General features: G+C 57.9%; 19 protein-coding genes. 13 read left to right on the plus strand and 6 right to left on the minus strand.

The window, feature by feature from the left end; all coding sequences use genetic code 11:
* Positions 1 to 40: 40 nt before the first annotated feature.
* Together CMQ96_RS13300 and CMQ96_RS13305 are read left to right on the plus strand one after the other, a co-directional pair.
* Positions 41 to 1,438 (plus strand): FAD/NAD(P)-binding protein, encoded by a 1,398-nt coding sequence (locus tag CMQ96_RS13300; protein ID WP_049086129.1) that lies wholly within the window; start codon positions 41 to 43, stop codon positions 1,436 to 1,438.
* Positions 1,439 to 1,511: 73 nt separating this feature from the next.
* A complete protein-coding gene (locus CMQ96_RS13305; RefSeq protein WP_024358514.1) occupies positions 1,512 to 2,918 on the plus strand; it encodes an LLM class flavin-dependent oxidoreductase in 1,407 nt (468 codons plus the stop codon).
* Positions 2,919 to 3,073: 155 nt separating this feature from the next.
* Here CMQ96_RS13305 and CMQ96_RS13310 read toward each other — a convergent pair whose 3' ends face one another.
* From CMQ96_RS13310 to queF, 5 genes are all read right to left on the minus strand, one after another.
* The gene (locus tag CMQ96_RS13310; protein ID WP_049088642.1) at positions 3,074 to 4,015 is read right to left on the minus strand and encodes an aliphatic sulfonate ABC transporter substrate-binding protein; all 942 of its coding nucleotides are present in this window, start codon (positions 4,013 to 4,015) and stop codon (positions 3,074 to 3,076) included.
* 148 nt (positions 4,016 to 4,163) lie between these two features.
* A complete protein-coding gene (locus CMQ96_RS13315; protein ID WP_098066907.1) occupies positions 4,164 to 5,531 on the minus strand; it encodes an L-serine ammonia-lyase in 1,368 nt (455 codons plus the stop codon).
* 53 nt (positions 5,532 to 5,584) lie between these two features.
* Positions 5,585 to 6,874: an HAAAP family serine/threonine permease gene (locus CMQ96_RS13320; protein ID WP_004137269.1), complete on the minus strand. Its 1,290-nt coding sequence runs from the start codon at positions 6,872 to 6,874 to the stop codon at positions 5,585 to 5,587.
* A gap of 536 nt (positions 6,875 to 7,410) precedes the next feature.
* Positions 7,411 to 8,778: a nucleotide 5'-monophosphate nucleosidase PpnN gene (gene ppnN / locus CMQ96_RS13325; protein WP_004124374.1), complete on the minus strand. Its 1,368-nt coding sequence runs from the start codon at positions 8,776 to 8,778 to the stop codon at positions 7,411 to 7,413.
* 111 nt (positions 8,779 to 8,889) lie between these two features.
* Complete coding sequence (gene queF / locus CMQ96_RS13330) at positions 8,890 to 9,735, minus strand: NADPH-dependent 7-cyano-7-deazaguanine reductase QueF (RefSeq protein ID WP_049085088.1); 846 nt, start codon at positions 9,733 to 9,735, stop codon at positions 8,890 to 8,892.
* Positions 9,736 to 9,804: 69 nt separating this feature from the next.
* Between queF and syd the strand changes: the two genes are divergently transcribed.
* The 8 genes from syd (at position 9,805) to CMQ96_RS13375 (ending at position 18,304) form a co-directional block, all read left to right on the plus strand.
* Positions 9,805 to 10,350 (plus strand): SecY-interacting protein, encoded by a 546-nt coding sequence (gene syd / locus CMQ96_RS13335; RefSeq protein WP_098066908.1) that lies wholly within the window; start codon positions 9,805 to 9,807, stop codon positions 10,348 to 10,350.
* A gap of 633 nt (positions 10,351 to 10,983) precedes the next feature.
* A complete protein-coding gene (locus CMQ96_RS13340; protein WP_004137278.1) occupies positions 10,984 to 11,313 on the plus strand; it encodes a YqcC family protein in 330 nt (109 codons plus the stop codon).
* Entirely contained in the window at positions 11,313 to 12,107 is a 795-nt protein-coding gene (gene truC, locus CMQ96_RS13345; protein ID WP_049088647.1) for a tRNA pseudouridine(65) synthase TruC, read from the plus strand. The genes CMQ96_RS13340 and truC overlap by 1 nt, the downstream gene beginning before the upstream one ends.
* 2 nt (positions 12,108 to 12,109) lie before the next feature.
* Positions 12,110 to 12,553 (plus strand): flavodoxin, encoded by a 444-nt coding sequence (locus CMQ96_RS13350; RefSeq protein WP_049088648.1) that lies wholly within the window; start codon positions 12,110 to 12,112, stop codon positions 12,551 to 12,553.
* Positions 12,554 to 13,037: 484 nt separating this feature from the next.
* A complete protein-coding gene (gene gudP, locus CMQ96_RS13360) occupies positions 13,038 to 14,396 on the plus strand; it encodes a galactarate/glucarate/glycerate transporter GudP (RefSeq protein WP_004124361.1) in 1,359 nt (452 codons plus the stop codon).
* Positions 14,393 to 15,733, plus strand: coding sequence for an enolase C-terminal domain-like protein (locus CMQ96_RS13365; RefSeq protein WP_098066909.1), 1,341 nt, complete (start codon positions 14,393 to 14,395; stop codon positions 15,731 to 15,733). Before gudP ends, CMQ96_RS13365 begins: the two co-directional genes overlap by 4 nt.
* Before the next feature lie 19 nt (positions 15,734 to 15,752).
* Positions 15,753 to 17,093 (plus strand): glucarate dehydratase, encoded by a 1,341-nt coding sequence (gene gudD / locus CMQ96_RS13370; protein WP_004137284.1) that lies wholly within the window; start codon positions 15,753 to 15,755, stop codon positions 17,091 to 17,093.
* Between the two features lie 71 nt (positions 17,094 to 17,164).
* On the plus strand, positions 17,165 to 18,304 hold the full coding sequence (locus CMQ96_RS13375) for a glycerate kinase (RefSeq protein WP_004137285.1): 1,140 nt from the start codon (positions 17,165 to 17,167) through the stop codon (positions 18,302 to 18,304).
* A 40-nt stretch (positions 18,305 to 18,344) separates the two neighbouring features.
* Here CMQ96_RS13375 and barA read toward each other — a convergent pair whose 3' ends face one another.
* Entirely contained in the window at positions 18,345 to 21,098 is a 2,754-nt protein-coding gene (gene barA / locus CMQ96_RS13380; protein WP_049085089.1) for a two-component sensor histidine kinase BarA, read from the minus strand.
* A 124-nt stretch (positions 21,099 to 21,222) separates the two neighbouring features.
* Here barA and rlmD point away from each other — a divergent pair, with 124 nt between their 5' ends.
* The 3 genes from rlmD (at position 21,223) to mazG (ending at position 25,752) form a co-directional block, all read left to right on the plus strand.
* Positions 21,223 to 22,566 carry a 23S rRNA (uracil(1939)-C(5))-methyltransferase RlmD gene (gene rlmD / locus CMQ96_RS13385; protein WP_098066910.1) on the plus strand — a complete coding sequence of 448 codons (1,344 nt, stop codon included), beginning with the start codon at positions 21,223 to 21,225 and terminating at the stop codon, positions 22,564 to 22,566.
* A gap of 97 nt (positions 22,567 to 22,663) precedes the next feature.
* Positions 22,664 to 24,901 carry a GTP diphosphokinase gene (gene relA / locus CMQ96_RS13390; RefSeq protein WP_004137289.1) on the plus strand — a complete coding sequence of 746 codons (2,238 nt, stop codon included), beginning with the start codon at positions 22,664 to 22,666 and terminating at the stop codon, positions 24,899 to 24,901.
* A gap of 59 nt (positions 24,902 to 24,960) precedes the next feature.
* A complete protein-coding gene (gene mazG / locus CMQ96_RS13395; RefSeq protein WP_024358506.1) occupies positions 24,961 to 25,752 on the plus strand; it encodes a nucleoside triphosphate pyrophosphohydrolase in 792 nt (263 codons plus the stop codon).
* Positions 25,753 to 25,843 lie beyond the last annotated feature (91 nt).

A 25,843-nucleotide genomic window follows, 5' to 3' on the forward strand; every position in this document is an offset into this window, starting at 1 on the left:
GAGGCGCGTATGTTACTGCGGTTTCTGAAGGCGGTGGGCTATGCAAACTGAACCGCACGTGGCGATCGTCGGCGGCGGATTTAGCGGCGCGGCGGTGGCTATTCATCTCCTGCGCCTGGCGCCGGCTGGCGTGCGGGTCACGCTGCTGGAGCCGCGCGAGGTGCCCGGCGCGGGCGTGGCCTACTCCACGACCGAACCGAGCCATCGGATTAACGTTCCCGCGGCGCGGATGCAGCTTGCCGGGGAAGAGGAGGGCGCGTTCGACCGCTGGTACCGCAGCCAGCCTGCTTTTGCTGATGATCCGCAGGCTCTGCTGGAAGACGGCGCTGTCTATCCGCAGCGCGGCCAGTTTGGCCGCTACGTCGCCCAGCGTTTCGCCGAGGAGGCGAGCGCCAGCGGCGGGCGGCTGACGCATCTGCGCGAGCAGGCGCTAAGGTTTAAAGATGGCGAGATTATCACCGATGGCGGTCATCGGCTGCCGGCCGATCTGCTGGTGCTGGCCATCAGCCATCCGCCGCCCTCGCTGCCGTCGCTGGCGACGCCGTTCGCGACCCATCCGGCGCTCATCGCTAACCCCTGGCGAACGGGCGTGCTGGACGCTATCGCGCCGCAGGCGAGCGTCGCGGTCATGGGCACCGGCCTGACGATGGCGGATACCATCGCGACGCTGACGCGGCTGGGACATCGGGGGCCGATAACGGCATTTTCACGCCGCGGGCTCCTCTCCCGCAGCAACCTGAGCGGCAGCGCTGACCCCTGGGAAGGCGAGTATGCCCACGGATCGCTGCGCCAGCGGCTGCGGCAAATCCGCCGGGATATCGACCGCGCCGCGGAGCGGGGGCAGGCCTGGCAGGTGGTGCTGGACGCGGTACGTAATCAGGGGCAGGAGATCTGGCAGGCGCTGTCGGTGGCCGATCGTCAGCGCTTCCTGCGTCATTTACGCAGCTACTGGGACGTTCACCGCTATCGTATCGCTCCCCAGGTCGCCGGGATTCTTGAGCAGCGCCAGCGCGACGGCAGCCTGCGGGTGCTGGCGGCCAGGCTGACGGCGCTGGCAGACGACGCGCAAAAATTGACGCTAACCCTCTCGCCCCGGGGCGGTGAAGCGCAGTGGGTGAGCGTTGACCATTTTATTTTAACCACCGGCCCGGCGCACGGGGCCCTCACCGACAGCCAGCCGCTGCTGCGCCAGCTGAGCCAGGAGGGGCTGATTCGCGCCGACGCGTTTGGTCTCGGACTGGACGTCGATCGCCGCTCGCGGGCGATTGGCCGGGAAGGGCGGGCCGCGCCCAATCTGCTGGTCTCCGGACCCGCCGCGCGGGCCCGTTTCGGTGAACTGATGGGGCTACCGCAGGTGGCCGACCATGCCGCCGCCGTAGCCGCCGAAGCATTGCTGGCGCTGGGCATTAAACAATCCGCCCGATGTCCGGCGTTCTGAACGCCTTTTATCCCCTGATTCCCTTAATGATTATGCGCGCGTCCCGACAGCGGGGTGCGCCGTGGAGAGCGCTATGTCATCACAACGTGAAATTCGTCTGAACGCTTTTGATATGAACTGCGTCGGCCATCAGTCGCCGGGGCTGTGGGCCCATCCGCGCGACCGCTCCTGGCAGTATAAAGACCTTGAGTATTGGGTCGACCTGGCGCGTCTGCTGGAGCGCGGCAAGTTTGACGGGCTGTTTATCGCCGACGTGCTGGGCGTCTATGACGTGCTGAACGGCAACGGCGATGCGGCGCTCCGCCAGGCGGCGCAGGTGCCGGTCAACGATCCGCTGGCGCTGATCACGCCGATGGCGCTGGTGACGGAGCATCTCGGATTCGGCCTGACCGCTTCGCTCTCCTTTGAACATCCCTATCCGTTCGCTCGCCGCCTGTCGACGCTCGACCATCTGACAAAGGGGCGAGTGGGCTGGAATATCGTGACCTCCTATCTGGAGAGCGGGGCGCGTAATATTGGCCAGAAAGCGCAGACCGACCACGACGCCCGCTACGACTACGCCGATGAGTATCTGGAGGTGGTTTATAAATTGCTGGAAGGGAGTTGGGAGGATGGCGCGGTGCTGCGCGACAGGGAACGTAAGATCTTCAGCGATCCGCGAAAAATTCATCCGATTAACCATCAGGGCAACTTCTTTTCGGTGCCGGGGATCCACCTCTGCGAGCCATCGCCGCAGCGTACGCCGGTGCTCTATCAGGCGGGCGCCTCCAGCCGCGGCAAGCAGTTCGCCGCCGGCCACGCCGAGTGCGTGTTTGTCGGCGCGCCGTCGAAAGTACTGCTGAAAAAGACGGTGGCGGATATTCGTCGTCGCGCCGAGGAGGCCGGGCGCGATCCGCGTAGCATCCTGATCTTCAATATGCAGACGGTCATCGTCGGCGAAACCGACCGTGAAGCCCAGGCGAAGTGGCAGGAGTATAAACCGTACGTTAGCTACGAAGGGGCGCTGGCGCTGCTCTCCGGCTGGACCGGCATCGACCTTGGTCAGTATCAGCCGGATCAGGTGCTGGAGTATCTGCATACCAACGCGATTCAGTCGATGGTGGAGGCGTTTTCCACCGCCGATCCGAATAGCCAGTGGACCGTGCAGAAGCTGGCGGACTGGGCGGGAATCGGCGGCTTCGGCCCGCTGGTGGTCGGCAGCCCGCAAACGGTCGCCGATGAGCTGCAGTCCTGGGTCGAGGAGACCGACGTCGATGGCTTTAACCTCGCCTATGCGGTGACCCACGAAACCTTCCGCGACGTGGTGGATTTGCTGGTCCCGGAGCTGCAAAAGCGCGGCGTGTTTAAGCAGGAGTATCGCGAAGGAACCCTGCGTGAGAAGCTGTTTGGCGCTGGCGCGCGGCTGGCTGCGCCACATCCGGGCGCAGGCTATCGTCGCGGCGAGCAGGTCGCGGTCGCGAGCGAAGAGAAGGTGAGTTAATTCCCTCTCCCCGAAGGGCGAGGGGGCGGGAGTGCGGGGAGGTATTTTTTCCCGGAGGCGGCGCTTGACGCGCCTGTCCGGGCTACGGGTCCACCGTCGTCTGCGGGCCGGTAGCCCGGGTAAGGCGCCTGCGCCGCGACCCGGGAAGGGGAGGCTTACTGCTTATCCAACAACCAGGTTGCGCTGCGCACATCGACTTTCACCGGCAGCAGGCCGATGCGGGTGAAGGTATCCGCCAGCGCCTGCTGTTCGTTATAGACCGCAGGGGTCATGCGCTCGGCGCCGTAGGGCAGACGCGCCAGCGTTTTCAGCCAGATAGCCTTATCCAGCCCGGTTGAGGTGGAGAGGATCCCGGCGGCATCGTCCTGATGGCCGTTGGCCCATTCGCTCAGTTTACCCAGCTCATCCACCACCTGCTTTGCGGTATCCGGATACGTATCGGCAAATTTGCGGCTGGCCAGGTAGAAGGTGTAGTGCGGCACCAGCCCTTCGGCATTGCGAATCTGTCGCGCTTTGGCGTTGGTTTCCACTTCGGCGAGGAACGGATCCCAGATAACCCAGGCGTCAATGGCGCCGCGCTGGAAGGCGGCGCGGGCGTCAGCAGGTGGCAGATAGACCGGCGTGATATCTTTATAACTCAGCCCGGCTTTCTCCAGCGCGGTCACCAGCAGATAGTTCACGTCGGAGCCTTTATTGAGCCCCACGCGCTTGCCCTTAAGGTCGGCGACACTCTTAATCGCCGAGTTTTCCGCCACCACGATGGCTTCGGTTTTAGGATTCGCCGGCGAGTGGGCTAAATAGACCAGATCCGCCTGCGCCGCTTGGGCAAAGGCCGGCGGCGCATCGCCGGTGGCGGCGAGGTCGATGCTGCCGACGTTCAGCCCTTCCAGCATCTGCGGTCCGGCGGGGAATTCAATCCAGCGTACGGCGATACCCTGCTTTTTGAAGCTTTCATCGAGGGTGCCGCGATATTTCAGCAGCGCGAAGATATTGGCTTTCTGATAACCAATATTCACGGTCTCTGGCGCTTTCGCCAGCGCGGAAGCGGATAAGCCAGCCAGCAGGAGCAGCAGCGCCGGGCGGGATAATCTGAGCATGATTTGTTCTCCTTGAGCGGTTTTCCGTAAGGTAACAAATCGTCTTTATAACTAATAAATAACTAAATTATCATTTGTATAACATAAATGAAGGCAGAGGGCAGAGGGAAGAAAGCCCGGCATGCCGCAGCATACCGGGAGGGGGACGTTAATCGCAGGCGACAATCTTCATTGCCAGGCCGCCGCGAGAGGTTTCACGATATTTGGCGTTCATATCTTTGCCCGTTTCGTACATGGTCTCGATGACTTTATCGAGGCACACCCGCGGCTCGCTGGTGCGGCGCAGGGCCATACGCGCGGCGTTGACCGCCTTGACCGCTGCGATAGCGTTACGTTCGATGCACGGCACCTGCACCTGGCCGGCAACCGGATCGCAGGTGAGACCGAGGTTGTGCTCCATACCAATTTCCGCCGCGATGCATACCTGACCCGGACTGCCGCCCAGCAGTTCAGCCAGACCGGCCGCCGCCATTGAACAGGCTACGCCGACTTCACCCTGGCAGCCCACTTCGGCGCCGGAAATTGAGGCGTTCATCTTATAGAGCGAGCCAATGGCGCTGGTGACCAGCATATAGCGCGCCAGCGAGTTGGCGTTCACTTTGCGGATGAACTTGTCGTAGTAGGCCAGCACCGCAGGTACGATACCGCAGGCGCCGTTGGTCGGCGCGGTCACGACACGCCCGCCAGCGGCGTTCTCTTCGTTAACCGCCAGGGCGAACATGTTAATCCAGTCAACGACCGCCATCGGGTCGCTGTTGGTGTTGTCCTGGCTTACCAGCATCCGGCGCAGCGCGGCGGCGCGACGGGGAACCCGCAGCTTGCCCGGCAGAACCCCTTCGGTGGTGATGCCGCGCTCAATTCCGCTGCTCATCACCTCCCAGACCGCAGCAAAATGCTGCTCCAGCGCTTCTTTACTGTGCAGCGCCAGCTCGTTTTGCATCATCAGGCCGGAGAGCGATAGCCCGCTTTCGCGGCAGTGGCGCTGCAGGTCGGCGGCATTTTTATACGGATAAGGGACGGCGACTGGCGCTTCGGCGGTCACGCCGAAATGGTCTTCGTCGACGATAAACCCGCCGCCGATGGAGTAGTACGTCTGGCTGTAGAGAACCTTCTCGCCGCCGAGAGCGGTAATACGCATGCCGTTCTCATGCCGCGACAGGTTGTCGGCGTGGAAATTCATGCACCGATCGACCGGGAACGCCACTTCCTGCTGGCCGTTCGCCAGCATCAGGCGGCCATGGGTGTTGACGTCCAGGATAAAGCCGGGAATCGCGTCGATATCGACGGTATCCGGCAGGTTGCCCGCCAGGCCCATAATAATCGCGATGTCGGTATGGTGGCCTTTACCAGTCAGGGAAAGGGATCCGTAGACATCGACGACGACTTTGGTTACCTCGGGAAGCAGCCCGCGCTCAATAAGATCGTCCGTGAATTGTTTGCCCGCTTTCATCGGTCCAACGGTGTGGGAGCTGGAAGGGCCAATGCCGATTTTAAAAATATCGAATACGCTGATCATGATGCATCCAGTGCTGTCGGGAGGCGCGCCGCCGTTAAGCGGCGCGGGGGATATTAGCTAAACAGAGAGTAGAAAATCGCGGAGATAGCAATCAGGCCCATAATCACCACGAATACGTTGCTGACGTGGCCGCTGTATTTGCGCATCGCCGGGACTTTCTGAATCGCGTACATCGGCATCAGGAACAGAATCATGGCGATAATCGGGCCGCCCAGGGTTTCGATCATCCCAAGGATGCTTGGGTTCAGCGTCGCCACAATCCAGGTGGTGACCAGCATGAACAGGGCGGTGATTTTGTTCAGTTTGTTGATTTCGATGGACTTGCCTTTACCGCGCAGGGATTTAATCACCATGCCGTTAAAGCCTTCGCGAGCGCCAAGGTAGTGGCCGAGGAAGGATTTGGTGATGGCGATCATCGCAATGATCGGCGCCATCCAGGCGATGACCGGCGCGTTAAAGTGGTTCGCCAGATAAGACAGAATCGAGATGTTCTGATCTTTCGCCGCCGCCAGATCCGCCGGAGAGAGGCTCAGTACGCAGCTGAAGACGAAGAACATCACGGTCAGCACCATCATGATGTGCGCGCGGGCCAGAATGCTGGAACATTTTTTCTCCGCGCCCTGGCCGTACTCTTCGCGTTTAGCGACGGCGAAGGAGGAGATGATCGGCGAGTGGTTAAAGGAGAACACCATCACCGGAATCGCCAGCCACAGAGTCATCCACAGGCCGTTGCCGGTCGCGGTCGCGCTGCTCAGGGAGAGGGTCTCCAGCGCCGCGCCGTTCCACTGCGGGATCAGATAAAAGGCCAGGATCATCAGCGCGACCACGAACGGGAACACCAGTACGCTCATCGCTTTCACAATCATCTGCTCGCCGAAGCGCACGATGGTCATCATGCCGACAATCAGAATCAGGGAAAGAATGGCGCGCGGCGGCGGCGTGATGTGCAGCTGGTGCAGCATAAAGCTTTCGACGGTATTGGTGATCGCCACGCTGTAAACCAACAGAATCGGGTAGATGGCGAAGAAGTAGAGCAGGGTAATCAGCTTACCTGCGCCGACGCCGAAATGCTCTTCGACCACTTCGGTGATGTCCTCGCCCGGATTCTTACCGGACAGCACGAAACGGGTCATCCCGCGGTGGGCGAAGAAGGTCATCGGGAAGGCCAGAATCGCCATGATGATCAGCGGGATCATACCGCCGACGCCGGCGTTGATCGGCAGGAACAGGACGCCCGCGCCGATAGCCGTGCCGTACAGGCCCAGCATCCACATGGTGTCCGTCTTGCGCCAACCGCTACGGGTAGCATCCGAAACGATGGTGCTGGTTTGAGTGGTTTCCATCTGTATCTCCTGGAGGAAGCAACAAAATCTATTGAATAAAAAAGACCAAATAATATGAAATTCGTTTGTTTACGGTTTTTTAGGCATTTTCTCCGTAACAATTGGTGCGGGAAGATACATTTATATGGTGAATGCATCAGTGATCGCGATCTCAAATGCAATAATCCACTTTAAATGTAAGCAATTTTAGTCCAACAGCCTGTTTCTGGGGATCAGCCAGAGATTTGTGGCGCGGAGGCTATCATTTTCAGCATATGAGAGAATAGTGGCGGGACGTAATAACGAGGTTTTTACTGTAAAAATGCGATGTTCTCGACGTTTTTACGTTAAAAGTCGTCTTTCCTGGTGATATTTATTGCTGTTTTTGGAAACGCAAACGATTGGCTTTTGTGAGAGTGGTGCTAAAAATTCATAAAAGGAATGATTTATCTGGAAAGCGTACGGGCGAATAGATAAGAGAAAAGGGGGAATGCGGCAGGGCGGGGAAAATAGCCCGGGGGCGTAAGCCGCCGCCCGGGAGAAGAACAGAAGATAACTCAGGAACAGATTTCGTAGCAGGGGATGTAGGCGGTGCCGCCCGGCAGCTTCATACGATGCTGCGCCACGAAGCCCTGCAGCAGGTCATCCATGCGGCGCATCATCGCCGGATCGCCGTGAATCTTATACGGGCCGAATTTCTCGATAGCCTGGATACCCACCTCTTTAACGTTACCGGCAACGATACCGGAGAAGGCGCGGCGGAGATCCGCTGCCAGCACTTCCACCGGCTGGTCCGGATAGAGTTTAAGGTTGGCCATATTGTCGTGGGTGGGATCGAACGGCATCTGCAGGTCCGGCGCAATACGCATCGACCAGTTGAAGCTGTAGGCGTCTCCGGTTTCGCGGCGGTTCTCTTTGACCATCGGCATCGCTTTTTTCATCTGACGGGCAACTTCCGCGGCGTCGTCGATGATAATGCGATAGTGACGACGGGCGGATTCGCCCAGCGTATGGACGATAAACTCATCCAGCACGCGGAAATAATCGGCGCTCTCTTTTGGCCCGGTGAGGATCAGCGGCAGAACTTGCGACTTGTTCGACGGGTGCATCAAAATGCCCAGCAGATAGAGCAGCTCTTCCGCCGTGCCCACGCCGCCCGGGAAGATGATGATGCCGTGGGCGATACGCACGAACGCCTCCAGACGTTTTTCGATATCCGGCATGATGATCAGTTCATTCACCAGCGGATTCGGCGGCTCGGCGGCGATAATCGACGGCTCGGTCATCCCGATAAAGCGGCTGTCTCTGTAACGCTGCTGCGCGTGGCCGACGGCGGCGCCTTTCATCGGCGCTTCCATCGCGCCCGGTCCACAGCCGGTGCAGATGTTAAGCTCGCGCAGACCCAGCTGGGTGCCGACGCGGCGGGCGTACAAATATTCGTTTTCGTTAATCGAGTGGCCGCCCCAGCAGACAATCATATTTGGCGCTTCGCCAACGTGCAGGGCGCGGGCGTTACGCAAAATGGAGAAGACCAGGTTGGTGATATGCACCGAGCTTTCAAGATCGAGATTCGGGAAGCGGACGGTGTTGTGGATCTGGCCGTAGACGAACAGGATATCGCGCAGTACGGCAAACAGGTTGGCCTGCAGGGAACGGATAATACGCCCGTCAACGAAAGCGTCTTCCGGCGGGTTGATCAGTTCCAGCTTCACGCCGCGTTCGCGACGCAGCACGTTAATATCGAAGTTTTCAAAACGAGACAGAAGCTCCTTGCTGTTATCGGTCAGGCTCCCCGAGTTGAGCACAGCAAGCGAGCAGTTGCGAAAGAGTTGATACAGGTCACTGCTGGCGGTGCGTTTAAGCATATCCACTTCCAGCTGCGACAGCATATCCATTGAACCAAGCGGGCTAACGTGTGTAATCAAGTGAACTCCTTACAGGACGATTATCGTCTTCCTGTGATTACAATAGCCCTGCTGATGGCGTTTTCACAACCTTGCGCGCGGGTTAACGCACGCAAATTGTGAAAATGTTGATTATTGGCGGGCGAGGCGACCGGTGGCCGGCACAAAATCGGTGTTGCTGCGCCACGGGTTGATGTCGAGACCGCCGCGTCGCGTGTAGCGCGCGTAAACCGAAAGGGCTTCCGGCTGGCAGAAACGCTGAATATCGTTGAAGATGCGCTCTACGCACTGCTCGTGGAATTCGTTGTGATGGCGGAATGACACCAGATAGCGCAGCAGCTTTTCGCGATCGATTTTCGCCCCGCGATACTGAATCTGCACCGAGCCCCAGTCTGGCTGGTGGGTAATCAGGCAGTTGGACTTCAGCAGATGGCTGACCAGGGTCTCTTCGACCACTTTGCCGCAAGCGGCGTCCTGCAGGTAATCGGCGCTGAACTGGTAGTTATCGATTTCAATATCCTGGTCGTCGATGCAGGTGCCGTGCAGATGGGCCACCGGCTGGCCTTCGAGCTCATCGAGGCGATACAGCGACACCTTCACTTCTCCTTGCGCACAGGCGCTGAGATCGCGCGCCAGCGTCGCCTCGACCGCCTGCCAGTCAGCAAAGCGCGTCTGGTTAAAGCTGTTGAGATAGAGCTTAAAGCTTTTTGATTCCACCAGGTTAACGGTGGTGTCGCTGAGCTCGACGTGGCCCACGGCCACCTGCGGCAGACCTTTGGCGTTCAGCCAGGAGAGCTCGTACAGCGTCCAGATATCGGCGCCGTGAAACGGCAGGTTATCGGCGTGCAGATCCAGCGGGTCGCGGTTCAGGCTGCGCGGGACGCCCTGAAGCAGGCTGGCATCGTAGGTATCGCGGTAATCGGTTGATTTTCCGAGCGTCAGGCCGGCCAGCGCCTGATGATTATCGTAAGAAGACATGTTTCACCATAGTTAAAGCGGTTACACTATATGCCAAGTGTATCCTGTCTAACGTGAAGAGAGAAACCGGTGGATCAGCAAACCGCAGAAGCGCTACAAGCATTTACCCAACGTTACTGTGAGGCGTGGCAGCAGCAGCGTTCCAGCCTGCCGCGCAGCGAAGAGCTTTACGGCATCCCGTCGCCGTGCGTCAACGGCACGGATGATGACGGCGTTTTCTGGCAGCCGCAGCCGTTTTCATTAGAACAAAATATTCACGCGGTTGAACGGGCGCTGGAGATTGTGGTACAACAACCGCTTCATGCTTATTATACCACTCAGTTTGCCGGTGATATGCAGGCGCGTTTCGCCGATGAAACCATGACGCTGCTGCAAACCTGGAGCCCGGACGATTTCCAGCGGGTTCAGGAAAATCTGATCGGTCATCTGCTGGTGCAAAAGCGTTTGAAGCTGTCGCCGACCCTGTTTATCGCCACGCTGGACAGCGAACTGGATGTCATTTCGGTCTGTAATATGAGTGGTGAAGTGATCAAAGAGACCCTTGGCACCCGCAAACGCACGGCCCTTTCCCCCTCGCTTGCGAGTTTCCTCAATTCCCTTAAGCCTGTTCTGTAATCCAGACTACCCAAACTTTTGTGAGAGATCTCTTACAAGACCTGTAAGAGATCGTCATCATTTAAGCCGATCCTTCAGGGACCGTATTTTAAGAAATATATTATTTTTCAATTGGTTAATTATTTTCTCATTAATCATACTGACGATTAATCTTAAGATATTGTCTTAACAAGGGTTGTAAGACGGGGCGGAATCAGGGATTCTATATACATCGACAGGGAGTTGATAAACGAAGTGAACATCAGGATGATGACGCTTCTACAGGACCCGCCAGGATGGCGTTGCAAGGACAGGCTTCAGGATGAAGCACAGGATAACGCAGGATTGCGTAAAAGGACACCTCCAGGAAGGAGAACGAGAGCCGAGCAGGATGTTCGGTGGATCAGGAAGATCAGGATAGACTTAAGGATGAGTTATTTCGCATCGGGGTGGTGTGAAAGCAGGATGCAACTGTTTATGGATGAACATGGTCAGGAGACCTCAGGAAAAGTTTTCAAGGACGAGCAGGGAGCACCAATGTAGCTGGATTGCTGCAAAACGAACCGGGAGCACTGTTTTATACAGTGCTCCCTTTTTTTATTTCTCGTCTGAATTTGCTATTCTGCGCCGGTTTTCAACTCACCGAGGTTTCCCATGACTCTTGATCATCGCGTGCGCGAGCGCCTGCTCGCCATTGAAGCGCTGCTGCGCGAAACGGAACACTGGCAGGATAGCGCCCCCGATAGTCGCGCGTTTGCCAGCGAACAGCCGTTTTGCCTCGACACCATGGAGCCGCTTGAATGGCTGCAGTGGGTATTGATTCCGCGTATGCGCCAGCTGCTGGAAAGCGGAATGCCGCTGCCGCAGAACTTCGCCGTTGCCCCCTATTATGAGATGGCCCTCGATAACGCTCATCCCGTACGCGAAAGGGTGCTGGCCGAACTGCTCCTGCTGGATGCGCTGTTTGCCGGCGACGAAGCCTGATGCTGGAGATTTTATATCAGGACCAGTGGCTGGTCGCGGTAAACAAACCTTCGGGCTGGCTGGTGCACCGTAGCTGGCTGGATCGTGATGAAAAGGTCGTGGTGATGCAGACCGTGCGCGACCAGATAGGCCAGCATGTGTTCACCGCTCACCGCCTCGACAGGCCGACGTCCGGCGTGCTGCTGATGGGGCTATCGAGCGAAGCGGGAAGATTGCTGTCGCAGCAGTTCGAGCAGCATCAAATGCAGAAACGCTACCATGCGATCGCTCGCGGCTGGCTGAACGACGAAGCGGTGCTTGATTACCCGCTGGTTGAGGAGCTGGATAAAATCGCCGATAAGTTCGCTCGTGATAATAAAGACCCGCAGCCGGCGGTCACCCATTACCGCGGCCTGGCGACGGTAGAGATGGCGGTGGCGACCGGACGTTACCCCACGACCCGCTATAGCCTGGTGGAACTGGAACCGAAAACCGGACGTAAACATCAGCTGCGACGCCATCTTGCCCATCTTCGCCATCCGATTATCGGTGATAGCAAACATGGCGACTTGCGGCAGAATCGCAGCGCGGCAGAACATTTTGGCTGCGATCGGCTGATGCTGCACGCCAGCCAGCTCTCGTTAACGCATCCGTTTACCGGCGAACCGCTGGTCATTCGCGCCGGTCTTGACGACGTCTGGATGCGCGCGCTGTCGCAGTTTGGCTGGCGCGGCCTTCTCCCGCTAAATGAAAGGGTTGAGTTTGCCGACGACTGCGGTCAGGATGAAGAGATACAGGTCAATTCAGGGAGCTAGTCATGGCGGAAGTCGGAATTTTTGTCGGTACGATGTATGGAAATTCGCTCCTGGTCGCCGAAGAGGCGCAGGCTATTTTGAGCGGGCTGGGTCATCGGGCGAAAGTCTTTGAAGATCCTGAAGTCAAAGACTGGGAGTCCTATACCGGGAAATATGCGCTGGTGGTGACTTCGACCACCGGGCAGGGCGATTTACCGGACAGCATTGTGCCCTTGTACGAAGGCATCAAAGATATGTATCAGCCGCATTTACGCTATGGCATTATCGCCCTGGGTGATAGCACCTACGCCAACTTCTGCGGCGGCGGTTTGAAGTTTGATGCGTTATTGCAGGAGCAGGGCGGCACGCGCGTGGGCGATATGCTGATGATTGACGCCAGCGAAGATCCGGAACCTGAAAGCGTCTCTAACCCATGGGTAACGCAGTGGGCGACGCTGCTTGATTAAAAAGTTTCGCCCTCTCCCTACAATAGAGGGCGCCCCTTTTTTACTGATGTTCAATGCCAGTGCCAGATTAACGGTCAAAAAGATCGTACCAATTCTCCGTGCGCCTGGCTTCGGGCATTTGCCTTAAAACCTGTGTCATGCCAGGGTCTTTACCGGGCTATTTCACGGGGTCAAGAGAGTTGATTCACACTCCTGTCTTTTGTACCGCCCTCTCCACCTCTCAACGGGCGCGGTTTTTCATTTCCGTGAACCATCCCCCATCTCGTTAGGCATACGCCATAAATCAGATTTACTCAGCCGGTGAAAGCTGTGTATTTGCACGGTGAGCCCGTCAGCCCCTCTTTTTATACTTTCCCTGCCAGTTCCCAATGCAGTGCCAGATATAACGAAAACAATGAAAAACACTAACACGTCATTCTGAGTACCCTACAGGTTGTGCTGTTCAGAATGAACGTAGCTAACGCTATGATTCAGGAGTGCAACAATGAGTTCATTAAGTCAGGCGGCGAGCGGCGCTGAAAAGCGCACCAATGCTCGCTACTGGATAGTGGTGATGCTGTTTATCGTCACATCCTTCAACTACGGCGACCGCGCCACCTTATCCATTGCCGGATCGGAGATGGCCAAAGATATTGGTCTTGACGCCGTCGGCATGGGTTATGTTTTCTCCGCGTTCTCATGGGCCTACGTTATCGGCCAGATCCCAGGCGGCTGGCTGCTTGACCGCTTCGGTTCAAAACGCGTCTACTTCTGGTCCATTTTTATCTGGTCCATGTTTACCCTCCTGCAGGGCTTCGTCGATATCTTTAGCGGCTTCGGCATTATCGTCGCGCTGTTTACCCTGCGTTTCCTTGTCGGCCTGGCCGAAGCGCCATCTTTCCCCGGAAATAGCCGTATCGTCGCGGCCTGGTTCCCGGCCCAGGAGAGGGGCACGGCGGTGGCTATCTTTAACTCCGCGCAATACTTTGCCACGGTTATTTTTGCGCCGATCATGGGTTGGCTGACCCATGAGGTGGGCTGGTCGCACGTGTTCTTCTTTATGGGCGGCCTCGGGATTATCATCAGTTTTGTCTGGCTGAAGGTGATTCATGAACCGAACCAGCATCCGGGCGTGAACCAAAAAGAGCTGGATTACATCGCCGCAGGCGGCGCGCTGATCAACATGGATCAGGCGGCGGCCAAAGCCAAAGTGCCGTTTAGCGTAAAATGGGGGCAAATCAAGCAGCTGTTGGGTTCCCGCATGATGATTGGCGTCTATATCGGCCAATACTGCATCAACGCTTTAACCTATTTCTTTATCACCTGGTTCCCGGTTTATCTGGTGCAGGCGCGCGGGATGTCGATTCTGAAAGCCGGTTTTGTCGCGTCGGTGCCGGCGATCTGCGGCTTCGCGGGCGGGGTGCTCGGCGGGATTATTTCCGACTGGCTGATGCGGCGTACCGGCTCGCTGAACATCGCGCGTAAGACGCCGATCGTGATGGGGATGCTGCTGTCGATGGTGATGGTGTTCTGTAACTACGTTAACGTGGAGTGGATGATCATCGGCTTTATGGCGCTGGCCTTCTTCGGTAAAGGCATTGGCGCGCTGGGCTGGGCGGTGATGGCGGATACGGCGCCGAAAGAGATCAGCGGCCTGAGCGGCGGACTGTTCAATATGTTCGGCAATATCTCCGGCATCGTGACGCCAATTGCCATCGGCTACATCGTCGGCACCACCGGTTCGTTTAACGGCGCGCTGATTTATGTGGGGGTCCATGCGCTGGTGGCGGTGCTGAGCTATCTGGTGCTGGTGGGCGATATTAAGCGTATCGAACTGAAACCTGTGGCAGGACAATCATCATGACGACGCAATCGAGCCCCGTAATCACGGACATGAAGGTTATCCCGGTGGCCGGGCAGGACAGTATGCTGCTCAATATCGGCGGCGCCCATAACGCGTATTTCACCCGTAATATCGTGGTGCTGACCGACAGCGCCGGCAATACCGGCGTCGGCGAAGCGCCCGGCGGCGAGGTGATTTATCAGACGCTGGTGGATGCTATCCCGATGGTTTTGGGCCAGGAAATCGCCCGCCTGAACAAAGTGGTTCAGCAGGTGCATAAAGGCAATCAGGCTGCGGATTTTGACACCTTTGGTAAAGGCGCCTGGACGTTCGAACTGCGGGTGAACGCGGTGGCGGCGCTGGAAGCAGCGCTGCTGGATCTGCTGGGCAAAGCGCTCAACGTGCCGGTTTGCGAACTGCTCGGGCCGGGCAAGCAGCGCGATGCGGTGACCGTGCTGGGTTATCTCTTTTATGTCGGCGATCGCACGAAGACCGATCTGCCCTATCTGGAAAGTACGCCGGGCGACCATGAGTGGTATCGCCTGCGTCATCAGCAAGCGCTGAACAGCGAGGCGGTGGTGCGCCTGGCGGAAGCCGCGCAGGATCGCTACGGCTTTAAAGATTTTAAACTGAAAGGCGGGGTGCTGCCCGGCGAGCAGGAGATCGAAACCGCCCGTGCGCTGAAGAAGCGTTTCCCGGATGCGCGTATTACGGTCGACCCTAATGGCGCCTGGCTATTGGACGAAGCCATCGCCCTGTGTAAAGGGCTGAACGATGTGCTGACTTACGCCGAAGACCCCTGCGGCGCCGAGCAGGGCTTTTCCGGCCGCGAAGTGATGGCGGAGTTTCGCCGCGCCACCGGTTTGCCGGTGGCAACTAACATGATCGCCACCAACTGGCGTGAAATGGGCCATGCGGTGATGCTGAACGCCGTGGATATTCCGCTGGCCGATCCGCACTTCTGGACCCTTTCCGGCGCGGTGCGCGTGGCGCAGCTGTGCGATGACTGGGGCCTGACCTGGGGCTGCCACTCCAATAACCACTTTGATATTTCACTGGCCATGTTTACCCACGTCGGCGCGGCGGCGCCGGGTAACCCCACGGCCATCGATACCCACTGGATTTGGCAGGAGGGAGATTGCCGCCTGACCAAAAATCCGCTGGAGATTAAGCACGGAAAAATCGCGGTTCCGGACGCGCCAGGACTTGGCGTTGAGCTGGACTGGGAGCAGGTACAGAAGGCGCATGAGGCCTATACAAGGCTGCCCGGCGGCGCGCGTAATGACGCAGGCCCGATGCAGTACCTGATCCCTGGATGGACTTTTGACCGTAAACGCCCCGTTTTCGGCCGTCACTGATTTGAATAAGGACTTAACTATGAGCGCACAATTTTCGACCCCCGTTGTTTCTTCTATGCAGGTCATTCCGGTCGCGGGCCACGACAGCATGCTGATGAACCTGAGCGGCGCGCACGCCCCGTTCTTCACGCGTAATATCGTGGTGATTAAAGATAATTCCGGCCATACCGGCGTCGGCGAAATCCCCGGCGGAGAGAAAATCCGCAAGACTCTCGAAGATGCGATCCCGCTGGTAGTCGGTAAGACGCTGGGTGAGTATAAAAACGTGCTGACCGCCGTGCGCAATACTTTCGCCGACCGCGACGCCGGTGGGCGCGGTTTGCAGACCTTCGATCTGCGTACCACAATTCACGTAGTGACCGGGATCGAAGCGGCGATGCTGGATCTGCTGGGCCAGCATCTTGGCGTGAACGTGGCGTCTCTTCTGGGCGATGGTCAGCAGCGCAGCGAAGTGGAAATGCTCGGCTATCTGTTCTTCGTCGGCAACCGTAAAGCCACGCCGCTGCCGTATCAGAGCCAGCCGGATGACAAATGCGACTGGTATCGCCTGCGTCATGATGAAGCGATGACCCCGGATGCGGTGGTGCGCCTGGCGGAAGCGGCGTATGAGAAATATGGCTTTAACGACTTCAAACTGAAAGGCGGCGTGCTGGCCGGGGAAGAGGAGGCGGAATCTATCGTCGCGCTGGCGAAGCGCTTCCCGCAGGCGCGCGTAACTCTGGATCCGAACGGCGCGTGGTCGCTGAATGAAGCGATCAAGATTGGTAAATATCTGAAGGGATCGCTGGCCTATGCGGAAGATCCATGCGGCGCTGAGCAGGGCTTCTCCGGTCGTGAAGTGATGGCGGAGTTCCGCCGCGCCACCGGTCTGCCGACGGCGACCAATATGATCGCGACCGACTGGCGTCAGATGGGCCATACGCTGTCGCTGCAGTCGGTGGATATTCCGCTGGCGGATCCGCACTTCTGGACCATGCAGGGTTCCGTCCGCGTGGCGCAGATGTGCCATGAGTTTGGCCTGACCTGGGGCTCGCACTCTAACAACCACTTTGATATCTCGCTGGCGATGTTCACCCATGTTGCAGCGGCGGCGCCGGGGAAAATTACCGCCATTGATACTCACTGGATCTGGCAGGAAGGCAATCAGCGTCTGACCAAAGAGCCGTTTGAAATTAAAGGCGGGATGGTACAGGTACCGGCAAAACCGGGTCTGGGCGTAGAGCTTGATATGGATCAGGTGATGAAAGCCCATGAACTGTATCAGAAACATGGCCTGGGCGCGCGCGATGACGCTATGGGCATGCAGTATTTAATCCCGAACTGGACGTTTGATAACAAGCGTCCCTGCATGGTGCGCTAAGGAAATATCGGTCCCTTCGGGGGCCGATTGACCGCACGGCATCGGGTCATCGTTCATTTTAAGGACAGCTTATGAAGATAGTGATCGCACCGGATTCATACAAGGAGAGCCTGAGTGCGCTGGATGTTGCTACCGCGATAGAGCAAGGTTTTCGAGAAATTTACGCCGATGCGGAATATGTCAAACTGCCGGTCGCCGACGGCGGCGAAGGGACCGTCGAAGCCATGGTCGCTGCAACGCAGGGATGCCGGATAGCGGTCACCGTCACCGGTCCGCTCGGCGAGCCGGTGGACGCTTTTTACGGCCTGTCGGGCGATAAACAGTGCGCGTTTATCGAAATGGCGGCGGCAAGCGGCCTGGAGAGCGTGCCGCCGGCGCGGCGCAATCCTTTGCTGACCACTTCGTGGGGGACCGGCGAGCTGATTCGCCACGCGCTGGATGCGGGCGTGACGCAAATTATTATCGGCATCGGCGGCAGCGCGACGAACGACGGCGGGGCCGGAATGGTACAGGCGCTAGGGGCGAAGCTGCTGACTAAAGATAACCAGCAGATTGCCGCTGGCGGACGCGCGCTGGAGAACCTCGCGCGCATCGACGTTAGCGAACTGGATAAGCGCCTGGCCGGCTGTCGTATCGACGTCGCTTGCGATGTCACCAATCCGCTGACGGGGCCCGAGGGCGCGACGGCGGTATTTGGGCCGCAGAAAGGGGCGACGGCGGAGATGATCCCCTGTCTGGATAGCGCGCTGGCCCATTTTGCCGAGATTATCCATCGCGATTTAGAACTGGATGTGCTGCATCTTGAAGGCGGCGGCGCGGCGGGAGGAATGGGCGCGGGCCTGTACGCCTTCTGCGGCGCAAAACTACGGCCGGGCATTGAGATCGTGACCGACGCTCTGCACCTTGCCGATATCGTGGCGGATGCGGACCTGGTGATTACCGGCGAAGGGCGTATCGATAGCCAGACGGTGCACGGCAAGGTGCCGGTTGGCGTGGCGAGGGTGGCAAAACGCTATAATCTGCCGGTCATCGGCATTGCCGGAAGCCTGACGTCTGACGTCGGCGTCGTGCATCAGCACGGCCTGGATGCGGTATTTAGCGTGATTTATTCAATCTGTACGCTGGATGAGGCGCTGGAAAATGCCGCCGAAAACGTGCGTATGACGGCGAGAAACGTTGCCGCCGTGCTGAAAATAGGGCGGCTATTATAGGTTATCCCCCGGTCGCGAAGCGCGGACCGGGGCATGCGTTTTAAATTCCCAGTAGCTTACAGGCTTCCCGCGCGACGTTGTCCATTTCATCCAGCAGCTCCAGAAACTCCGGTTCCAGCTCCTCGGCGGCGGTGCCCGCGCGCAGCTGACTCTCAATGGTGTGACACAGTTTCTTCAGACGCGGTACGCCGCTATAGCTACAGCTGCCGTGCAGCTTATGCACTAAATCCAGCACCCCTTCCGGCTGCTCTCCCACCAGCTGTTCTTCCACCTTGTTACGCACTTCAGGCATAAAGGCGAGCAGCATTTGCAGCATTTCCCGCGCCAGGTCCGGTTTCATCGCCGCCTGACGCAGCGCCAGCTGCCAGTCGAGGGTGACATTATGATTGATGGGCGGCTCCGCAGGCTCCGCGGCGGCCTGCGGGAGCGCCGCCTTTCCCGGCTGATAGCGCAGCAGCAGACTGTGGAGCTTATCTTCCTCAATGGGTTTCGCCAGATAGTCGTTCATTCCCGCTTTGAGTAATTTCTCACGCTGCCCCTCGAGGGCGTGGGCCGTCACGGCGATCACCGGCGTTTGCTGCTGATGGGGGAGCTGGTGAATCAGTTCGCAGGCGCGGATACCGTCCATTTCCGGCATTTGAATATCCATCAGAATCAGATCCTGCTGCGTTTCTCTGGCTCGTTCGACGGCTTGCTGACCGCTGTCGCAGAGGATGACATGCTGGACTAAGTCCTCCAGCAGCGCGCCGATGAGCTTGAGATTCGCCGGATTGTCATCAACGGCCATGACCGTCATCGGTAGCTTCTTACTATCGGCATGCGGCGGCAGAATCGTCGGCTGCGCATGGCAGGAGGCCGTCAGCGCCGGCAGTAAGCGCGTTGAGGTTAATGGCTTAAGCAAACAGGCGGCGATGCCGTCCTGGCGCAACGTTTCGGCGCTGACCTGAGCGTGGCACGGTAGGGCCAGCACCAGGTGATCGGCAAGCTTGCTGGCCCTTGCCAGCTTATCGCGATGCTGGCTCAGGTCGCGTATGGATACCGGAATCCCTGCCAGCAGGATATCGTAGTGGGCATCCGGTAGGGCCGTCATCGTCGGACTATAGACCACCTCCAGCGGCGTTGTCGCCAGTAGCTCCATCGTGCTCTGCGCCGCCGCCGCGTTGGCTTCAATATAGGCCAGCTTTTTGCCCGCCAGGCACTGCGTTGGCACGCTATCGGGAACCGCGTTGGGGTTGAGGTCGAGGCTGATATGGAACCAGAACGTCGAGCCGCGGTTAGGCTGGCTATGGAAGGAGATATCGCCGCCCATCTCCTTCACCAGGCGCTGGGTGATGACCAGCCCGAGGCCGGTTCCGCCGTGGCGACGGGAGATGCTGGCGTCGGCCTGGCGGAACGCCTGGAACAAACGCGACTGATCGCGTTCCGGAATGCCGATACCGGTATCGTGGATCTGGACTTCGATTTGGACGCGTGAGTTGCTGATGGCGCGCTGTTCCACCAGCACGTCAATATTGCCGTGTTCGGTGAACTTGATGGCGTTGCCCATCAGGTTGGTAATAATTTGCTGCAGGCGCAGCGGGTCGCCAATGACGTTATCCGGCACATCATTTTTGATATTCAGCGTCAGCTCCAGCCCTTTGTCGTGCGCCGAGTGCGCCAGCAGCGTAACCACCTCGTCCAGCGAGGTGCGCAGCAGGAACGGGATGCTCTCCAGAATGAGCTTACCGGCTTCAAGCTTAGAGAAGTCCAGAACATCGTTAATAATGGCCAGCAGATTGTTAGCGGAACGCTCGATGGTGGTCAGATGATCGCGCTGGGTGGTATTTAAATCGGTTTTCAGCGTCAGGCGCGTAAAGCCAATGACGCCGTTGAGCGGCGTGCGCAGCTCGTGTGACATATTGGCGAGGAATTCGGATTTGATACGCGCCGCTTCCTGCGCGCGTTTTTTCGCCAGGTCCAGTTCGACGTTCTGGATTTCCATCTGCTCAAGCGTTTCCCGCAGATCGGAAGTGGCCTGATCGACATTGTGTTGCATCTCTTCGTGGTAGGCCGCCAGCGACATCGCCATGGAGTTGATGCCGTTTTTCAGCATATCCAACTCGCCGAGCATAAAGCCTTCAACGCGGCTATCAAGCTGGCCGCGGCGGATGCGGTCAACGGTATTCACCATGTTGCGGATCGGCCCGGTCACGTCGCGCATGAGTCGCCAGCCGAAGATCAGCGCAATACCGATACAGAACAGCATCATCACGCTGGAGATAAAGATTTCTTTGTACTGCTGCAGCCGCACCGATTTGAGATCCAGCTCCAGCGCCACGTAGCCGAGCATATTGCCCGGCATCTTGGCATCGCTTCCCGGTGATTCATCCGGTGAATAGCTTTCCGAGATGATGGGGGTACGCAAAATCATCAAATCGCCGTGACGAATCACGCTTAAACGGCGGGGAAAGGGGACCCCTTTTGGCAGCTGCAATTCGCCGGGATCGAGCTGAAAATTAGAGGTGACAAACAGCCTGTTGTGCGAGTCGTAGATGGAAATGGCGCGCACAATATCGGAGTGGCGGCGATGAAGTACGCTGATAAGCTGCCCGATTGACTCGCGGTTTTGCAAATTCATGCCATATTCACTGGAGACCGCCAGCGGTTCGATAATACTGGCTCCGGCATCCTCCAGCTGGCGCTGTAGGTCGTTATAGCGGTGTGCGACGAAGAAAATACTGAGCAGCAGACCGATCAGGACGGTGGGCGCCAGAATAAGAATCATCATGCGGGCACGAAGGCTGTAGTTGGTCATGCGGTTCCATTATGGGAGAATATATACATCATCCTTACAGGCTGCTGAGGCATTGGTTACGCTGGCTCACCCTGAAAGAACTCGTGTATAGAGTCAGTATATTTAATTGAGACAAATCTCTACGATGGCGCAATTCTACTCTGCAAAACGGCGTGTGACGACGCGCCAGATCATAACCGTTACAGTAAATGACCTTGATCCCTTTGGACAGGGCGTTGCGCATCACCAGGGTAAGGCGCTGTTTGTTAGCGGTTTATTACCGCAAGAGCAGGCCGAAGTGGTCCTGGTCGAGGATAAAAAACAGTATGCCCGCGCGCAGGTTAAACGTCGTCTTAGCGACAGCCCGCAGCGGCAGGCGCCGCGCTGTCCGCATTTTGGTATCTGCGGCGGATGTCAGCAGCAGCACGCCAGCGTTGAGCTGCAGCAGCAGAGCAAACGCGCCGCCCTCGCGCGGTTAATGAAGCGCGATGTTGATGACATTATAGCCGCTTCGCCGTGGGGCTATCGTCGCCGGGCGCGTCTGAGCTTGAATTATCAGCCAAAGACCCAACAATTACAGATAGGCTTCCGGAAGGCCAACTCCAGCGAAATTGTTGATGTGGTGCAGTGCCCCGTTTTGGTGCCCGCTATTGGTGCGCTACTGCCCGCGGTACGAGAATGTCTCAGCGGATTGCAATCGCTGCGTCAGCTTGGCCACGTGGAGCTGGTGCAGGCGGACAACGGTCCGCTGATGGTTTTACGCCATACCGCGGCCCTTCCGGCAGCAGATAAAGAAAAGCTGGAACGTTTTTCGCAATCTCACGGTCTTTCCCTGTATCTCGCCCCGCAAAGCGAGATACTGGAACATATTCGCGGGGAAGCGCCCTGGTATACGTCCGACGGTCTACGCTTAGTGTTCAGTCCGCGCGACTTTATTCAGGTCAACGACGGCGTAAACCAGCTCATGGTGCGTACGGCGCTGGAATGGCTGGATATCCAGCCTCAGGATCGCGTGCTGGATCTCTTTTGCGGCATGGGCAATTTTACCCTGCCGCTGGCAAAACGCGCGGCGCAGGTGGTTGGCGTGGAAGGGGTTCCCGCGCTGGTCGTGAAGGCGAGAGAGAACGCGGCATTAAACGCGTTACACAATGTGACTTTCTTTCATGAAAACCTGGAAGAGGACGTTACCCGCCAGGCGTGGGCGAAGCACGGTTTTGATAAAGTCCTGCTCGATCCGGCGCGCGCCGGCGCGGCGGGTGTGATGTTACATATTATAAAATTAGCGCCGCGTCGGGTGGTGTATGTTTCTTGTAACCCGGCGACGCTGGCGCGCGATAGCGACGTTTTATTGCAGGCGGGATATACCATTCAACGCCTGGCGATGCTGGATATGTTCCCGCATACCGGACATCTGGAATCAATGGTGTTGTTTGAGCACAACAATTATTCAAATCGCATTGAAGCGGCATCCTCAGGAGCAGGTGACTGAGATAAAAGACGAAAGCCAACGTTGACGCGGTTTGAAGGATGAAGTGTAAAAGTTGAGGCTTGCCGACTTCGGCAGGCGGTCCCTTAAGGAGAGGACAATGGTTGCGGTAAGAAGTGCACATTTAAATAAAGCTGGTGAATTTGACCCGAAGAAATGGATCGCGAGTCTGGGAATTTCCAGCCAGCAGTCGTGTGAACGCTTAGCCGAAACCTGGGATTATTGTCGAGAGAAAACGCAGGGGCACCCGCAGGCCGACCTCCTGCTGTGGCGCGGCGTGGAGATGGTGGAAATTCTCTCCATGCTCAGCATGGATATCGACACGCTGCGGGCGGCGATGCTGTTCCCTCTGGCGGACGGCAACGTCGTCAGCGAAGAAATTATGCAGGAGAGCGTCGGCAAATCCGTCGTTACCCTGATCCACGGCGTGCGGGACATGGCCGCGATACGCCAGCTTAAAGCCACCCATACCGATTCGGTCTCCTCTGAACAGGTGGATAACATCCGCCGCATGCTGCTGGCGATGGTTGATGATTTCCGCTGCGTGGTGATTAAGATCGCCGAGCGTATTGCCCATCTGCGCGAGGTGAAAGATGCGCCGGAAGATGAGCGCGTGCTGGCGGCGAAAGAGTGTACCAATATCTACGCGCCGCTGGCCAACCGCCTGGGGATCGGCCAGCTCAAGTGGGAGCTTGAGGATTACTGCTTCCGCTATCTGCACCCGGCGGAATATAAGCGGATTGCTAAATTACTGCACGAGCGGCGCATCGATCGTGAGCATTACATTGACGAATTCGTCGGGCATTTACGCACGGAGATGAAAACCGAGGGCGTCAAAGCCGAGGTCTACGGGCGTCCCAAGCATATCTACAGCATCTGGCGCAAAATGCAGAAAAAACATCTTGCCTTCGACGAGCTGTTTGACGTGCGGGCGGTGCGTATCGTCGCCGAGCGCCTGCAGGATTGCTACGCCGCGCTGGGGATAGTGCATACTCACTACCGCCACCTGCCGGACGAGTTTGATGATTACGTCGCCAATCCCAAGCCTAATGGCTATCAGTCAATCCATACCGTCGTGCTGGGCCCCGGTGGCAAAACGATTGAAATTCAGATCCGTACTCGCCAGATGCATGAAGATGCCGAGCTGGGCGTGGCCGCGCACTGGAAGTACAAAGAGGGCGCCAGCGCAGCGGCCAGCGGCGGGCGCGGCTATGAAGATCGCATTGCGTGGCTGCGTAAACTGATTGCCTGGCAGGAAGAGATGGCTGATTCCGGCGAGATGCTGGATGAGGTGCGTAGCCAGGTCTTTGACGATCGGGTTTACGTTTTTACGCCGAAGGGCGACGTGGTGGACTTACCTTCCGGTTCGACGCCGCTCGATTTTGCCTATCATATTCACAGCGATGTCGGCCACCGCTGCATTGGGGCGAAAATCAGCGGGCGTATTGTGCCGTTTACCTATCAGCTGCAGATGGGCGACCAGATTGAAATCATCACCCAGAAGCAGCCCAACCCAAGCCGCGACTGGCTGAACCCGAACCTCGGCTACGTGACCACCAGCCGCGGGCGTTCCAAAATACACGCCTGGTTCCGCAAGCAGGACCGCGACAAGAATATTCTTGCCGGGCGGCAGATCCTTGACGACGAGCTTGAACACCTTGGCATTAGCCTGAAGGACGCGGAAAAGCATCTGCTGCCGCGCTACAACTTCAACGAGCAGGACGAACTGCTGGCGGCGATTGGCGGCGGCGATATTCGCCTCAACCAGATGGTCAACTTCCTGCAGGCGCAGTTTAATAAGCCCAGCGCGGCGGAGCAGGATGCGGCGGCGTTAAAGCAGCTGCAGCAGAAAACCCATGCTCCGCAGAATCGCAGCAAAGACAATGGTCGCGTGGTGGTCGAAGGGGTCGGCAACCTGATGCATCACATTGCGCGCTGCTGCCAGCCGATTCCCGGCGATGAAATTGTGGGCTTTATCACCCAGGGCCGCGGGATCTCGGTGCACCGCGCGGATTGCGATCAGCTCGCGGAACTGCAGTCTCACGCCCCGGAGCGCATCGTTGACGCGGTGTGGGGAGAGAGCTACTCGGCGGGCTACTCGCTGGTGGTACGCGTGCAGGCCAACGATCGCAGCGGCCTGCTGCGCGATATCACCACCATTCTCGCCAATGAGAAAGTTAACGTGCTGGGCGTGGCCAGCCGCAGCGATACCAAACAGCAGTTGGCGACGATCGATATGACCATCGAGATCTACAACCTGCAGGTGCTGGGCCGCGTGCTGGGTAAACTGAATCAGGTACCGGATGTCATCGACGCCCGTCGCCTGCACGGCGGTTAACTTCATTTTCTTTATGTCGGCCGGGGTCGCCCCGGCCTGATTCTTTAATGGAAACGACAATGAGCCAAATCGACCGCCTGCTCGGCATTATGCAGCGTCTGCGCGATCCGGAAAACGGCTGCCCGTGGGACAAAGAGCAGACTTTTGCCACCATCGCCCCGTATACCCTCGAAGAAACCTATGAAGTGCTCGACGCGATTGCCCGCGAAGATTTTAACGATCTGCGCGGTGAATTAGGCGACCTGCTGTTCCAGGTCGTCTTCTACGCTCAGATGGCGCAGGAAGAGGGGCGCTTTGATTTTAACGATATCTGCGCCGCGATCGGCGACAAGCTGGAGCGCCGCCATCCGCATATTTTCGGCGATGCCTCCGCCGGGAACAGCAGCGAAGTGCTGGCCCGCTGGGAGCAGATCAAAAGCGCAGAGCGAGCGGAAAAGTCCCAGCACTCAGCGCTGGACGATATTCCGCATAGTCTGCCGGCGCTGATGCGCGCGCATAAAATCCAGAAACGCTGCTCGGCGGTCGGCTTTGACTGGACTTCTCTGGGGCCGGTGCTGGACAAAGTGCACGAAGAAATAGACGAAGTCATGCACGAAGCGCAGCAGGCGGTGGTGGATGAAGCTAAACTGGAGGAGGAAGTGGGCGATCTGCTGTTTGCGACGGTCAATTTATCCCGCCATTTAGGGGTAAAAGCTGAAGTTGCCCTGCAAAAAGCCAACCTGAAGTTTGAGCGCAGATTCCGCGAAGTAGAGCGGATTGTCGCCGCGCGAGGCCTGGAAATGACCGGCGTTGACCTCGATACCATGGAGCTGGTGTGGCAGGAAGTAAAACGCCAGGAAACTGATCTCTAAAGAGTTTTCGTGATCAAGCGCTATTTGTGTGATTTTTTAAATAACAAGCGCTTGATTTACGTCAAAAACATTTCGCCAAAAGCGGCTATTT

The sequence above is a fragment of the Klebsiella sp. MBT K-1 genome, from assembly GCF_002556465.1.
Lineage (GTDB): Bacteria > Pseudomonadota > Gammaproteobacteria > Enterobacterales > Enterobacteriaceae > Klebsiella > Klebsiella grimontii.

Bases quoted from the DNA above. Each gene is read 5' to 3' on its own strand.
- CMQ96_RS13300 (WP_049086129.1), top strand. From the start codon at position 41: ATGCAAACTGAACCGCACGTGGCGATCGTCGGCGGCGGATTTAGCGGC.
- CMQ96_RS13305 (WP_024358514.1), top strand. From the start codon at position 1,512: ATGTCATCACAACGTGAAATTCGTCTGAACGCTTTTGATATGAACTGC.
- CMQ96_RS13310 (WP_049088642.1), bottom strand. From the start codon at position 4,015: ATGCTCAGATTATCCCGCCCGGCGCTGCTGCTCCTGCTGGCTGGCTTA.
- CMQ96_RS13315 (WP_098066907.1), bottom strand. From the start codon at position 5,531: ATGATCAGCGTATTCGATATTTTTAAAATCGGCATTGGCCCTTCCAGC.
- CMQ96_RS13320 (WP_004137269.1), bottom strand. From the start codon at position 6,874: ATGGAAACCACTCAAACCAGCACCATCGTTTCGGATGCTACCCGTAGC.
- queF (WP_049085088.1), bottom strand. From the start codon at position 9,735: ATGTCTTCTTACGATAATCATCAGGCGCTGGCCGGCCTGACGCTCGGA.
- CMQ96_RS13340 (WP_004137278.1), top strand. From the start codon at position 10,984: ATGACTCTTGATCATCGCGTGCGCGAGCGCCTGCTCGCCATTGAAGCG.
- truC (WP_049088647.1), top strand. From the start codon at position 11,313: ATGCTGGAGATTTTATATCAGGACCAGTGGCTGGTCGCGGTAAACAAA.
- CMQ96_RS13350 (WP_049088648.1), top strand. From the start codon at position 12,110: ATGGCGGAAGTCGGAATTTTTGTCGGTACGATGTATGGAAATTCGCTC.
- gudP (WP_004124361.1), top strand. From the start codon at position 13,038: ATGAGTTCATTAAGTCAGGCGGCGAGCGGCGCTGAAAAGCGCACCAAT.
- CMQ96_RS13365 (WP_098066909.1), top strand. From the start codon at position 14,393: ATGACGACGCAATCGAGCCCCGTAATCACGGACATGAAGGTTATCCCG.
- gudD (WP_004137284.1), top strand. From the start codon at position 15,753: ATGAGCGCACAATTTTCGACCCCCGTTGTTTCTTCTATGCAGGTCATT.
- CMQ96_RS13375 (WP_004137285.1), top strand. From the start codon at position 17,165: ATGAAGATAGTGATCGCACCGGATTCATACAAGGAGAGCCTGAGTGCG.
- barA (WP_049085089.1), bottom strand. From the start codon at position 21,098: ATGACCAACTACAGCCTTCGTGCCCGCATGATGATTCTTATTCTGGCG.
- rlmD (WP_098066910.1), top strand. From the start codon at position 21,223: ATGGCGCAATTCTACTCTGCAAAACGGCGTGTGACGACGCGCCAGATC.
- relA (WP_004137289.1), top strand. From the start codon at position 22,664: ATGGTTGCGGTAAGAAGTGCACATTTAAATAAAGCTGGTGAATTTGAC.
- mazG (WP_024358506.1), top strand. From the start codon at position 24,961: ATGAGCCAAATCGACCGCCTGCTCGGCATTATGCAGCGTCTGCGCGAT.